At 42.3% G+C, this 14,390-nt stretch carries 9 protein-coding genes; 2 read left to right on the forward strand and 7 right to left on the reverse strand.

Annotation, left to right across the window (positions count from 1 at the left end; translation table 11 throughout):
• Nucleotides 1–113 precede the first annotated feature (113 nt).
• Nucleotides 114–893: a WecB/TagA/CpsF family glycosyltransferase gene (locus tag ABDD94_RS17115; protein ID WP_345953265.1), complete on the forward strand. Its 780-nt coding sequence runs from the start codon at nucleotides 114–116 to the stop codon at nucleotides 891–893.
• 30 nt (nucleotides 894–923) lie between these two features.
• Here the strand turns inward: ABDD94_RS17115 and ABDD94_RS17120 are convergent, their stop codons facing one another.
• The 3 genes from ABDD94_RS17120 to ABDD94_RS17130 form a co-directional block, all read right to left on the reverse strand.
• A complete protein-coding gene (locus tag ABDD94_RS17120; protein ID WP_345953266.1) occupies nucleotides 924–3,005 on the reverse strand; it encodes a right-handed parallel beta-helix repeat-containing protein in 2,082 nt (693 codons plus the stop codon).
• A 534-nt stretch (nucleotides 3,006–3,539) separates the two neighbouring features.
• Nucleotides 3,540–3,797 (reverse strand): hypothetical protein, encoded by a 258-nt coding sequence (locus ABDD94_RS17125; RefSeq protein WP_345950875.1) that lies wholly within the window; start codon nucleotides 3,795–3,797, stop codon nucleotides 3,540–3,542.
• A 248-nt stretch (nucleotides 3,798–4,045) separates the two neighbouring features.
• Complete coding sequence (locus ABDD94_RS17130) at nucleotides 4,046–5,461, reverse strand: family 43 glycosylhydrolase (protein WP_345953267.1); 1,416 nt, start codon at nucleotides 5,459–5,461, stop codon at nucleotides 4,046–4,048.
• A 241-nt stretch (nucleotides 5,462–5,702) separates the two neighbouring features.
• Between ABDD94_RS17130 and ABDD94_RS17135 the strand changes: the two genes are divergently transcribed.
• Complete coding sequence (locus tag ABDD94_RS17135) at nucleotides 5,703–6,905, forward strand: amine oxidase (protein ID WP_345953268.1); 1,203 nt, start codon at nucleotides 5,703–5,705, stop codon at nucleotides 6,903–6,905.
• A gap of 132 nt (nucleotides 6,906–7,037) precedes the next feature.
• Here the strand turns inward: ABDD94_RS17135 and ABDD94_RS17140 are convergent, their stop codons facing one another.
• From ABDD94_RS17140 to ABDD94_RS17155, 4 genes are all read right to left on the reverse strand, one after another.
• Nucleotides 7,038–8,267, reverse strand: a complete 1,230-nt coding sequence (locus ABDD94_RS17140) for a M14 family metallopeptidase (protein WP_345953269.1) — start codon at nucleotides 8,265–8,267, stop codon at nucleotides 7,038–7,040.
• A gap of 2 nt (nucleotides 8,268–8,269) precedes the next feature.
• A complete protein-coding gene (locus ABDD94_RS17145; protein ID WP_345953270.1) occupies nucleotides 8,270–9,208 on the reverse strand; it encodes a hypothetical protein in 939 nt (312 codons plus the stop codon).
• Between the two features lie 98 nt (nucleotides 9,209–9,306).
• Nucleotides 9,307–10,827, reverse strand: a complete 1,521-nt coding sequence (locus ABDD94_RS17150; RefSeq protein WP_345953271.1) for a RagB/SusD family nutrient uptake outer membrane protein — start codon at nucleotides 10,825–10,827, stop codon at nucleotides 9,307–9,309.
• A 12-nt stretch (nucleotides 10,828–10,839) separates the two neighbouring features.
• Entirely contained in the window at nucleotides 10,840–14,232 is a 3,393-nt protein-coding gene (locus ABDD94_RS17155) for a SusC/RagA family TonB-linked outer membrane protein (RefSeq protein WP_345953272.1), read from the reverse strand.
• Nucleotides 14,233–14,390 lie beyond the last annotated feature (158 nt).

Genomic DNA, 14,390 nt, shown 5'->3' on the forward strand with positions numbered 1-14,390 from the left:
TAATTGGCATGCTTACTGCATAGTTTAACATGATTTTAGATATTAATAATACTTTATTAACAGTATAGAATTAATATTATTCATTAATTAACAATATTAACCATAGGTAAAAAATGTTACTTCAAAATCAATACAGCTTATCCGAGTATCCGATTTTCGATCATAATATTGATGATCTTTTGACCGACAATTTACCCCAAAAATCTGTGCTGATTAATACCATAAACCAGTACTCGTTTTGCATGGCCGCTGAAGACAAAGATTTCAAGGAATCATTGCAACACTCGGACATACTACTTCCGGATGGCGTTGGTGTGGTTGCCGCTACACGCTTTTTAACCGGCGAGAAACTACATAAGATAGCCGGCGCAGATGCACATGGTTTCCTGCTTAAAAAATTGAATAAGGATGGTGGAAAATGTTTTTACTTGGGTGCATCAGAAAGCACTTTAAAAAAAATCAAAGAAAAGCTATCTAAGGAATATCCGAACGTTAAAGTTGGTTCTTACTCTCCCCCATTCAAAAAAGAATTTAGCGATTTGGATAACGCTGATATGGTTAAAGCGGTTAACGCTTACAAACCAGATGTATTGTTTATAGGCATGACTGCTCCTAAACAAGAAAAATGGGCTTACCAGCACAAAGCACAACTCAATGCCAGGGTTATATGCACTATAGGCGCCGTGTTTGATTTTTACGCAGGTACGGTTGAACGCCCAAGTAAGGTATGGATAAATTTGGGTTTAGAGTGGTTGGGCCGTTTGGTGCATGAGCCAAAGCGCTTATGGAAAAGATACCTGTACTACGGACCTGTATTTGTTGGATTAATATTGAAAGAAAAGTTTAGACCTAGCGCTTATAAGTCTATTATGCATAAAGCGTCGTTAAACTAGCAAATACTTCACTATGCCACCGCAGGCTGCCTACCTTTGCAGCCTGCCCGAAGATGCAGAGCGAGAGGTATTAGCTGCCAAATAGCTTACTGCGTTACTACGTGGCACATCAACTGCAGCCACTCTCGAAACTTTTGCGGGCTGCCTGCTGCTTAAAAGCAACACCACCGATGAATAAGAACCAATGTTTATTTTACCTGAATAAACGTTGTTGTGCGCATCCACATAGCGATTTTTTAATACCACAGTTTTGCTGCTATTGCTGGCATTGTACTCAAACAACATCGACTCTGAGTTAGCTTCTGTAGAAGATATATCTTTACCTGAGGTTGATTTCCAATTAGCCAGGTTATAATTTTTAAAATCATTTTTTCCGTTCTTCACTGTCGCGGCCTCTATAGTTGCTGTTTTGCGGGCCGGCTGGTAATAGTAATTACTGTCAAGTTGGCCAAACTCGCTAAGATCATCCTGGTGGGTTGAAAACTTAGCGGTAGACTGAACCGGAGAAGCGGACATGAACGTGTTGTTACGAATTTTGTTATTGCGGATGTAGCTGCTGGTTGCCAGGTAATGGTCCTGCTCTAATCTTAGCTGTACACCATTATTCACTACATTGTTGTTGTGGATGGTTACATCTTTCGCATTATGAATTTTAATACCGTTATTATTGCACATTGCTACAGTGTTGCTGGCTATAGTTACACTTTGCGAGTTATCGTCAATGTATATACCTTCAGCCTGCAAAGAGGTAGACCGACCTGCACCCGAAGCATTGCCAACACCGTGTAGTATAATGTTACCAATTACTTTCTTGTTGATAGTCTTGGTCCAGTCGCCAATATAGATACCACCACCATCATCCTTAACAAGGCAAAAATAGGCTATATAATTATTCTTAACATAAGACGAGTTACCACCGAAGTATATGCCGTTATATCCAACACTATCAATTGTGTTTTTTACAATTTTGGTGTTATCGCCAAACGAAGTGATGGCTTCATAAGTACCCGAACCACTTTTACCAGCACCAGCTATTAGTCCGGTGTTTTGGATGTGATTATTTAGGATAGACGAATTGGCGCAACCGGCATCAAAAGAAATACCACTGCTTAATGAATGATTGATCTGACAGTTTTCAACCGACATAAAAGGCGTGTAGTTTGCATATACAGCTTCGGCGCCAGTCATGTCTATGCTACAGTTTTTAATGGTAATGTTTTTGGCCTGGATAATGTTGAAAGTGTTATTGCCAGCGCCTGTAAACGAAAGATTTTCGAAAGTGATGTAATTGAACCGGCGTATATCTACCAGGTTGTTTACAACCGATGTTTTAACAGCCAACGCATTTGGATTTTTTGATCCGAAATACACTTGCATATTTTTTCCGGCAGCGTCATAGTACCACTCGCCAAAAACATCAAGTGTTTTTGCGCTCTTTTGAATAAAATAACCATATCCGTTAGTCGGCATATCGCGAGTACCGGCGGCATAGGTTAAGGTACCACCAGCCTGTGACGTTACTTGGCTCTTGTCAATAATCCACCTGTTTTTACGGATCACCACTTCAGCGCCAGTCCAGTTTATATCGTCGGCGAGTTCCTTGTCAGTAATTGAACTGTTAGCCTGGTGTGACTCATATGAAAGGTAACCGGCATTAGGATATCTACCCATAGGCTTTTGCGCGCCGTTAACTAAGAGCAATGAACCGGTTGCCTCACATGCCGTTTGGAATACGCCTGTTTTAACCTGTTTCCAGTTGGTTAATGTGGCCAAGCCGTTAATTTCGGGTGTTTTACCACTGCCATAGGCGCCAAGATAAATAGGTGAAAATACCGCGCCTGATTTTGATGCGATGATAGAGCCATTAAATACATCACCTCTTTTAAAAAGAACAGAGTCACCCGAATTCAAGTTCCTGAAAAATGTGTTTAGCTTACTTAAGGATTTCCAGGGTGTGGCCGGATTGCGCGCCTGCAAACTATTGTAATCATCGTTACCAGTTGAGCTGGAGAAGTAATATACTGTAGCATATCCAGAGTTAGATAGTGCTGTTAGCAAGCATAAAGCTATCGTTTTACCGATAGCTTTATACAAGTTATCAAATATTTTCATGTATCGGCGCTTATATAAAAAAGTAACTAAATAGGCTATAAATAATTAACCATGAACAAAGGTTTCCCATAACTAAAGCGATAATAATAGCTAGCTTATTAGTGCTTATTATGTAGTTTTTTTGTGTCATATTAGTTATTACGATTAAGTTATAAAGAAGGTTACACAAAAGCAAAAAATTGTCGCAAAAAACAAACACAGCGACCTTAAAATACTACACCAAGGATAAAAATTTAAAAAACCAGGCAGATAACACGTATGCCAGCTTAGCCATTTATTAACAAGAAGAGCCGATAATTGACTAAAAAGGCTGTTTAGTGGATCAATGCAGAACCCAAAGATTTGGAGAAACGTATGTTCGAAAAGAAAAGCGGCCAGATAAATACCCCGTGCCAAAGGCACTGAATTTGTAATTTTATTTTAATTAAAATGAAGGGAGAGCGCTTTAAAGACAAATAATATCGTTATTATTTATTATTTTACTTTAAATGAAATAGGTAAATAAACCAAAGAAGGTATTTGCCAACAGTTGGCTTAAGATTGTAATTGGGAAGTTTCGACTTCGGGAGTTTTAAACGTTTTGCCACGCTTTAAAGCATTGAGTTGAGTCTCTAACGCCTTGATCATGAATTCGTCTTGCACATTTGAAACGTAATTCCCAACCTTGGGGCCATTTTCAACTTCAAAAGCAATAATTGCAAAACCACAACCCGGAATTTCAGATTTTACGTAATCAGCAAGGTCACGCATTTTCTGACCATTTAACTTTAAGCTATTATTTGCGGCACTCATATAACAGGTATTTACTAATATTAAGTTTTACGACAACCTGGGTCAAAAGGTTATATAAAACTTTTTAAATTTAAATTATTATTTTCAAATTTGAAATAATAAATACTTCACTTTGATGAGAAAAGCTTAATAATTCTGCAGATTTGTGTACCAGGTACAGCAACTAATAACCAACTGCGTTTACCTACGAAGGTTGAATTTCACCGGTGTGTTTTAAGCCCCTACATTATGCTGTCTTCCCAAGCCATTTAGTCCATAACAGTAATCTTTTCCAGCGAAACGAAATTTCCCTTACTACCATAATCAGATCTTTGCTTATCTGACCAGCTTCCATGTTCTCCCAATACCGAAACGGTTAATGTATACAGTCCTTTAGGTAAAACAGGACTCAAGAATCTAAGCCCTGTTACCGGATATTTGCTATACGTATCAATCATGGCATGCAGCATTGCTTTTCCTTTATTATCAAACAAACTTACCCTGGCATAACCGCCATCAGGTCCGGCCTGCCCATAGAATCCAATCTGTGTACCATTACATTGTACAGAAAAACTGTCGCCTTTCTTATCAGATCTGCTTATTAACACCGTATCAGACAATGTATGCTGCCAGTTTCCTTTATACTGTATACCCGTTTTACTAACTCGGTTAATACCCTTGTTCCTAGCATCAATTATTCGTACAACTGCAGCAGAGGTGTTAATTTGCCAGCCCTCCATATACTGTGAAATGGAAGCAGTACTTCCGTTTACACTAATTGGCTGCCAAACATAAGTGGCCGATGAAGCTTGATGCGGGTATGACCACCTATCGCCCATAAACATAATCGTGGTGTCATTTGCTCCTGTTATTGGCATTACAAACGTAGTTTGCGAGTTCCAGGTAAGGGTGCCTTTGGGTGCAAAATTACCGCGCGCAATCCAAGGCCCTTTGAGCGTTGTAGCTGTATAATAAAAATTATCATTACGCTCCCAACTCGTCAGATCTGAAGCCAGCCAGAAATAAATGCCACCTTTTTTAAATATCGCCGGAGATTCGTGTCCGCGCCACTTATTGTCTACCACCTTTTCAGTAATGCTTTTGTAATCATCGGCCAGTTTAAAAAGGAGGCCGCTGTGTATAATCAGGTAGCCAGTACCATCACTGTCCTGAAATGTGCCCATGTCCCATTTACGCACAGGCTCTCCGTTAAACAGTAGTGGCCCTTGAAACTTGTAAGGACCCGTAATACTTTTAGCCGTCGCATAACCAACGCAAGGATCTTTGTAAGCTAAGTTGTCCGTATGCATAAGCATTATATACTCTCCCGTTTTAGGGCACCTCAGCACTTTCGGACGTTCGCCAACACGGCCAGGCCCTAGTTTGCCACTGACCTGAACAGGTAAGGCAATACGTTCAAATTTCCAGTTATACAAATCGGCGGATGAATAACAATTAAAACCGGCAAACGCATTACTGGTATCAGAATGCGCTTCACCGAAGATATAAAATTTGCCATGGTCTTTCACCATGTTAGCTCCGTGTGCACTAACCACCTTTCCATTATTATCAAACCACGGAATGCCCGAATAGATAGCGTTGTATTTGCCCAGCTTTTGCGCAAATGAGTTGCAGGCAATTAGTAATAATGCAAACGCCAGTATTAGGTGTCTATTTATTTTCAAAGTCGAGTTTTTATTTGGGTAACCTTATAATGCTATCAATGCAAACCACCTGGCAACCAGTGATAAAGTTGCTTATATATTTGTCAATTTACAAACACAGCGTCAGAAGGACGATGATACGAGAAATTTTGGATTAACGATTACCGGCGGTTTAGTTAAAACACAAAAGCTGGTTCTATCGTTTATTGCTCTGCCAGCAAGGCATGAAAACTAATATTTATTTCAACCTATTTTATATATAGTGCTTAATTCAATTACTTACGCTGCTGAAACATCACCATTTCATTCGTTCTGGATGGCCGGTTACGAATGCTCTGACAAACTGAACTTACACCGTAAGCGTGTTGACTTACTTACCGAAACCGGACACCTGCAACATATCGATTCGGACTACCTTTTACTAAAGCCTTTCGGAATAAAGACTGTGCGTGAAGGAATCCGCTGGAGTGTTGTTGAAACTGAGCCGTACAAGTACGATTGGTTGGCAGTAGAACAAATGTTGCAAAGTGGTAAAAGGAATGGCATTCAACAGGTTTGGGATATTTGTCACTTCGGCTTTCCGGATGATCTGGATCCATTTCATCCTGATTTTTCAGACCGGTTTGTTGCCCTGTGTTGCGCATTCGTTAAATTTTACCGTTCACAACTACCAGATGACGCACTAATCGTAACGCCTATTAACGAGGTAAGCTACCTTTCGTGGCTGGGTGGTGAGTGCGGGGGTACAGCACCCTATTGTGCGGGAAAAGGCTGGGATGTTAAATACCAGCTCATGAGGGCTTATATTAAAGGAGTTGCTGCTATGAAAGAGTTAGACCCTACCATACGTATACTCACAACCGAGCCGCTGGTTAATATGGTTCCTCCTTTAAATGCAACTGACGAGGAGATTGAAGAGGCTTTAAAAGAGCACGAACTGCAATACCAGGCCGTAGATATGCTTTGCGGAAGAATTTGCCCTGAGTTGGGCGGTAAGCCGGAGTATGCTGACCTGTTAGGATTTAATTTCTACTACAACAATCAATGGATAATTGGGCAACAAGGCTTTTTGCCTTGGGCTAACTTGGAGCCTGATCCCAGGTGGCGTTCATTAAGCAGTTTGTTAAAAGAAGCTCATGAAAGATACAGCAGGCCGGTATTATTAACAGAAACCAGTCACTCGGGTACCGACAGGCCTAATTGGATCACTTTTATTGCAAAAGAGTGCCAGTTATTGCTTGAAGAAGACTTTCCGTTATGGGGAGTTTGCCTCTACCCTATTATAGACCGCCCAGATTGGGACAATCTAAGTTACTGGCACCATTCCGGCTTATGGGATCGGGTAGAGACGCCAGACCACATACAACAGCGAATGCTTCACCTGCCTTATGCCGAAGCACTGCAAGATGCTGTAGGCGCCACGAACGCCATTATTAATCGCAGTCAATCAAATACCTTGTTATAGCAAATAATTGTTATTAAGCGCTACGCCTATTATGCTTGTTAATTGCCGACACAGGAACTTGCCTGTGCCGGTGGTAACTGGTCCTTGCTAATTAATCACAGACCTTTTAAGCGAGCCGATAGATAGCTCATATCATTCTTTACCCCTCCTATTGTCTTTTAATAACAAATCCATCATCTTTTCTGCAGCAACTCTACCCTTGTTCTGCAACATCTGGCGCGAGGTATTATCGCCAACTTCATAGGTAATGGCATCCGTACCTAAAGCACGCATCATCCAGCTTTTAGATACATTCCCTCCGTTACCCGATGCCTGCACTCTTGCTTTAAAACCCGGAATGGCCTGTTGGAAGGCATTCAACCATTTATTAGTGAACCCGGGCACCGTAGTGTGAAGGGTATCAATATTAGTGTAAAACACATCATGATAAGTTGAATGGAAGTCGATTCCGAAATACACCTTGGCATCTTCATGAGCCACCATTTTCGTCAAGAACTGCTTAGCAGCCTGTGTTTCGGGCTGTTTAAAGGCATCCCAGTCACGATTTAAATCTACTCCTGCAGCACTATGACGCCAATTACCCTCATCAACACCGTCGGGATTAAGCAAAGGAATCAGCACTAAACGGTACTGTTTCCTAAAAGCTTGAGCCAGCGGAGTATTGCCTGTTACGCTATTTACAAATGCCTGCATGGCCATATAACCTGTCACCTCTGGTGGATGCTGCCTGCTTAATACCACAACCAGCTTTTTACCATCATCGTTCGTGGTTGTTAAGGCCACAATGGGATTACCCAGCAAGCTATTGCCAATAACATACTTCTTAATAAACGGACTGCGGGCCAGGCTATCCATCCAGGCATAAGAATTAGCGGACGATATAATCTCCTGTGCGGCGATTAATGCTGTATCACCGGTTAGATTTAGTTTAAAGGAGGCTTGGGTACTGTCACGACTTAAAGTAACCCGGCCAATATCAGTCCATACTTTAGCTTGGTAACTTATTTTAGGATTGTACCTGTGTTTTACATTTGCATAATTTAGTATGATCGTTATACGCTTACCTGCCTTGCCCCAAACTTTAAACGCGTACCATGGGCTTGGGTTAACAGGCGTATTTTCGGGTTTAATAAGTATTGCAAATGTACTGTCATCTTGCTGAAGAACATCATTGGCGCGGGCGGTCGCAAATTGGTTGCTGAAATGCACAGCATCAAAATCGAAGGTTTTTCGGGCTTGCATTTCAATCACCGCTTTGTTGATAACACGAGTGGCTTCCACCTTCTTCGTTATCGTACAAGCATATAAAACACAGAACCCCAGCACAGTAAAATAAATCCACTTTTTATCTGAAGTACTCATAATCACCGAATTAAATTCATGCCATAGTTCAGGCTTAGGTATTTGAGTGCCGCCCTTGCTATGGCTCCTGATGATTTTGCCCTTAAAGCCGGGGTATTCCTTACGTCAACACCGGGTGTTTCTAATTGTATAGCCGAAATATTGCCTCCGTTGCGCGATCCATATTCAGCTGTACAATATCCGCCATTAAAGTATTTGTCGGTGCCGGGAGTAGGTTCCTGCTTGCTCGGTACGGCACGATAACCTTCGTTTTGTAGCAGGGTACCCAAACTTATATCGCCCCTTATTAGTGCCGAAAAAGGCTTTTTTGTACTCAATGCCAAGGCCCTGATGCTGGATTGACTTGCCTTTTTATCAATAGCTGCATCATCCTCGTTCAGTTCGGCCGGGCGCAATAGGTAACCAACCTCAATACGATGTATAGGATGCGCATGCCCATGCATATCAAGATACAGGCCTTTACCAACATGCTGTTTTACTATTTTACGCGCTTTCATTATAAAGCCCTGGTAATCGTTCCAAGCGGCTATAGCATCAGCATTGGTTAAAAATGCATCATCTAAAGAGCGGTTAGGTTCCATTTTTATGCGGTGCAAATTATTAATGATAATGTGCGGGCGTAAGCCAGTAAGCTTTTGAATAGTATCGGCCATTTTTAGAACAAGGTCGGTCACAAAAACGTCCGACTTTAATACGCCTTCCGTACGGTCTGGAATTTCGTTGGGCCTCAACGTGCCTGCATGCGGAGAGGATAATATTATTGGAGAAGCAAGATCGCCCACCACAAACTGTGTGTACCGGTTAGAGCCATAAATAACGGAACCCGGCTTCAGAGTAGCAGTTGTATCAGCTATACAGTGTAAGGCAAGAGCCTTATTAGGGTATGCATATGCAGCAAGGCATGCGAAAAATGCAAGGGTATATTTTATAAAAATTTTCATAAACGGAATAAAGAGGGCATTTGCAGCCTAAGCCACAAATGCCCATATTAACTATTTAACTAACACAAAGTGCAGCATTATTGCATACACCATTAACTTTAAGGATTTTGTTCTATTGATGGATTGCTTTCAATTTCTCTGCGCGGAATAAGAAATTGCCAGCGTACATCGCCTGCAGGAATTGGCGTGGTAATACCTACGGTGGCTAACGCAACGGTAGCACCCGTGCCACTGCGATCGAGCGGGCTATTGGTACGTTTAAGGTCTAAAAACCTAAAGCCCTCACCCCAAAGTTCCACTCGCCTTTGTATCATGATTTCATCAATAAGCGCCTGGCCGGTTTTGGTCGACTTTTTATAACTTGGGTCACGCGCAACAGCTAATGGAAATAAGGCGGTTACCGCAGCATCGTTAAGGCCGGCACGAGCATTGGCCTCAGCCTCTATCAAATACATTTCGGCTGTTCGCATGTACGGTATATCGCCTACACTTACGGTTGGATCTTTTACCAGGTACTTACGGTGCTGGTAGCGGGCCTTCCTCTGCGAAGGTTCGGGCTGTCCGGTTGATGCATTGATAACTCCCGGAAAATTCACGGCATCGGCGGTGGTTCCGTCCCACCACAATTTTTTACGTATATCAGTAGCGGTAATTAAAGCATACAGTTTAGAATTGATAAGCTTTGGATTTGGACGAGTATGCGCCGAATTAAAATTGGCCGACATGTAGGCAAAGAACGAACCGTAAGTAGGTAGTTGATCGGCCAGTTGATTTGCTCCCCACATCCACTCTGCATTCGCCAGGTTATTGAAACCGGAAAAATAATCGGCAGCCGACATCAGGCTGCTGCCGGCACGTGCCTCTGCAGCATACTTAGCGGCGTTTGGCCAGTCTTGCATGGTTAAGGCAACACGGGCTCTTAAACCTTTGGCTACATTTAAATCAATATGTGTTTTGTAAGCACGCGCACCTGCAGAAGACAAACTCGTTATAGCGGCATTTAGATCGGTAGTTATCTGCTTATATACATCCTCAACAGAGCTTCGTGGCTGTGCATCCAACGAGTTGGTTAGTAAAATCGGGATGCCCGGCTGCGAATTAGGTACCGTAGTTGCATCGTAGCGTTTGCCAAAAAATTGTACCGATTGGTAATGTGCCCAGCCGCGTAAAGCCAATGCCTCACCTTTAATGGCTGCCTTTTCGGCTGCTACGCCATCCATATCGTCAATACGGCTCAATATCATATTAGCATTGGCAATAATCTTGTAAAAGAATCGGTACGAAAAGTAGTTCAGGTCGCTTGAAACACTTCGGTGATCGGTCCACCGTAAACCACCTCTGAAGTAAACCGTTCCGGCTGCAGAATGCACAATATCCTCACCCATAAAATCAGAAAATATCATCAGTGCCGGAAAACCATCCTGTTCCTGATCGGAATACTGCATATACATGGCCCGGTATATACCGTTTAAAGCCACACGAGCATTGGCAACGGTACTTAAAGCGTCGGCTTCTGATACCTGATCAGAAGGCTTGGTATCTAAATATGTTTTTTTACAAGATGCAAACGCAGTTAATATCAATAACAGTGCGTATTGGGTTAATCTTTTTAATTTCATTGCACTTTATATTTATAAGGTTACATTTAAACCAAGGCTAACCACACGAGCCGGGGCATACGTGTATGATGGCGCACCTGTAAAAGTTTGAGTTGGATCGAGGCCTTTGCGGGCTGTGGATATAAACAAGTTTTCGCCGCTTACGTACACCCGGGCATTTTGTATTCCGAGCCTGTTTGACAGGGTTTTGCTTATGTTGTAATTAAGGGTGGCAGTGCGCAGGTTTAGGTATGAGGAATTCACCAGCCAGCGGTCGCTATCGTACATGGTTGCACCTGTTATGCGGCGTGGCACGTCGGTTTCATCGCCAGGATTTTGCCAGCGTTTTAATGCATCTACATGCAGTGCCCGGCCGTAAGTACCCTGATACATTAACGATTGATAATCACTATCGAAAGTTTTACCACCCAACTGGTAAATCATTTGCACCTGTAACGAAAAGCTTTTATAAGTAAATGTATTGCTGATACTGCCATAAACCTTAGGTATAGCACTACCGGTGTAGTGATATTTGGCATTGGTTGCACTGGTGGTAAGGGTATCGGTGCCAATATAAACCAAACCCGTGGTGGCCTTAGTGTTTTCGGCAAAATACAGCTCACGACCATCGGCCGGGTTTACACCGTACCAATCGCGTAACCAAAACTCATACATAGAGCGGCCTTCTTCATACCTTTTAGTTCCGTTTATACGCCCTCTGTATTCGGCCGGTAGCGTAACTACCTTATTTTTAAATGTGGTAGCATTTACATTGATATTCCAATTGAAGTTCTTTTTCCTTACAGCATCTACCGCAACCTGCACCTCAATACCCTGGTTACGCATACCGCCCAGGTTTACGTTCCGGTTTAGCAAACCACTAGTAAGCGGCAAAGGCAGGCTGAACAGCAGGTTGCTCGATTCGCGGTGAAAGACTTCGATAGTTCCGCTTACCCGGCTTTTGAACATGGCAAATTCTATTGCCGCATCTGCACTGCTGTTAGTTTCCCATTGCAGATCATTACTGGCTACTGTGCTTTGCTGCACGCCAGGTTCTGAACCGTTGTTATAACCAATAGTGTATAAGGCTTGGTACAAGAAATAACCAGAAAGATTGTCGGCACCTACTTTACCGTATGAACTGCGTAACTTAAGATAATCTATCCACTTGGACTTGAAAAATGATTCACGATCTATATTCCAGGCAGCACCGACAGACCAAAAGTTACCCCATCTTTTATCAGGGCTGAACTTCGATGAGCCATCATGACGGAACGAGCCGTTTACTAAATACTTACCCTTATAATCGTAATCCAGTCTCGAAAAATAACCCTCGGTTTTGTACTCACGATCATACGACCCCACATCGGTAGTTGTTGTATAATTATCGAGCACGATGGAGCCCTGCACAATTTGCCCGCGACGGGCAGCATTGAAGTTATCATAGCCATTATAATAGTTTTCATGGCCTAATAACACCTTTACCCTATGATTATCAAACGTTTTGCTGTAATTAAGCAACTGGTTAAAGTTGCTGTATGTTGAAGTGGTATTGGTACGTGAGGTACGCCCCGCACCAATGGCATCACCTATAATAGGATTATCAAAAGCAATAGACCTGTAATTACCCAAGTTAACGCTGAAGTTGGTACTGAACTTGAAATTTTTTAAAAAGGTAATGTCAACGTTACCATTACCCAGTATAGCGCTACGATTAATTTCGTTTATGTTGTACATGGTTTCGGCAACAATATTACGTCCGGTCATTACCGAACGTGAATCGCCGTTATCAAATATTTTATTGCCATTGCTATCATACAAGTAATCGCCGGTTACCGGGTCATGCCGGTAAACGGAATATATGGGGCCTAAAATTAAATCTGCATAAAAAGGATTTTCATTTATACCACTGGCTTCATTAGCCTGGTTAGATATACTACGATTGGCTGAAATGTTTAAACCTGCGTTTAACCAGGTTTTTGGCTGCGCGTTTAATTTCACCCGCCCCGATATACGCCTAAAATCGGAACCAATGGCAAAACCCTTATCGTTGAGGTAATTTAACGACACAAAATAATCGCTCTTGGCAGCGCCACCACTCATACTTAGAGTGTAATCACTACGTACACCCGTACGCTTGATAGCATTCTTTATACTCAGATCATCCGGATAAAGCAACGAGGCCGAAGGGTTGATGATTCCGTTAGGCAGTACAATGTTATTATCGGCAACGTTAAACGGATTTACACCCAATGCGTCTTTAACACCATAGATAGCGCCACGGCCGGGATCAGGATCCAGACCGGATGCTATACGGTTCGCCTGCTCTGTAGTAACGGTAGCGCTTACTAATGTATTACGTAAGGCCTCCCACATTAAAGGGTAATATTGGTAGGCATTTACAGTTTCATAATTTGGCAATCCCCGTGAGATAATGCCCTGCATTGCCTTTACCGAAATGTTATTTTGGTTACGCTTGCCTCGTTTAGTGGTAATGAGTACAATGCCGTTTGCTCCCCTCGAACCATATAAGGACGTTGCAGAAGCGTCTTTTAATACCGATATGCTCTCTATATCATCGGGGTTGATATTACTGATCACACCCTCGTATGGTGCCCCGTCAACCACGTATAACGGCCCGTTACCATTGTTGATAGAACTGAATCCACGAATACGAATATCAGGACCATCGCCCGGTTGCCCGCTGCCAGCATTAGTTTGGACGCCAGGGAAAGCGCCAACCAAAGCGCTGTTTAAATTGGTAATCGCTCTCTTATCAAAATCTTTACTGGTAATTTGCGCTACTGAATTGGTAAGTTCACGCTTGGTTGATGTGCCGAAGGCGACCTGCACCTCGTTCAGCTGCGTTACCTGCGGCTCCAGCTTCACACTTATTTTGTTGCCCGGACCAATGGGAGCCTCTAAAGTTGCATATCCCAAAAAGCTGAAACGTAAAGTTTTGACATTATCAGGTACGTTAATGGAAAAACGGCCTTCTTTATTTGTAATTGCCACGGTTTGGCTGCCTTTGATACGCACCGTTACGCCCTGAAGCGGAAAGTCTGTATCGGCAGCAGTTACTATACCGGTAACCACTTTTATAGCATTTGAATTAACTACTGTAACCTGATCGGCTTTTTCTTTTACGATGATAATTTTTTCCTGCACCTCATAAGTAAAGGGCTGATCTTTAAACACAGCGCTGAGCACATCATTCAACTCAGTGTTTTTTACATTTAAAGTAATGCTGTTGGCGTTTGATAAGGAAACGTTGTTGTAAATAAAAAAGTAACCTGTTTGCTGGCGCAGCTTTTTAAATACTGACTTGATTGATGCATTTTTTACAGATACACTTACTTTTTGAGCATAGGTTGCTGCGCTTACCTGTAAAGCAAAAACCAACACTATAAGACTTGTAATTTTCATGATGAGGAAGGCCTTTCTTACTCCTTTTTTATACTTTGAATGCGTGTTTCGATGCGCCGATAAAGGCATGGCAAGGGCTTTACAATGTATAGGTTGTTTCATACATTTGTTGTGTTTGGGTTTGTCATTAAATCAATAGAGGGTTTTAATTAAGACCA

Origin of the sequence: Mucilaginibacter sp. PAMB04168 (genome assembly GCF_039634365.2) — a bacterium.
GTDB lineage: Bacteria > Bacteroidota > Bacteroidia > Sphingobacteriales > Sphingobacteriaceae > Mucilaginibacter.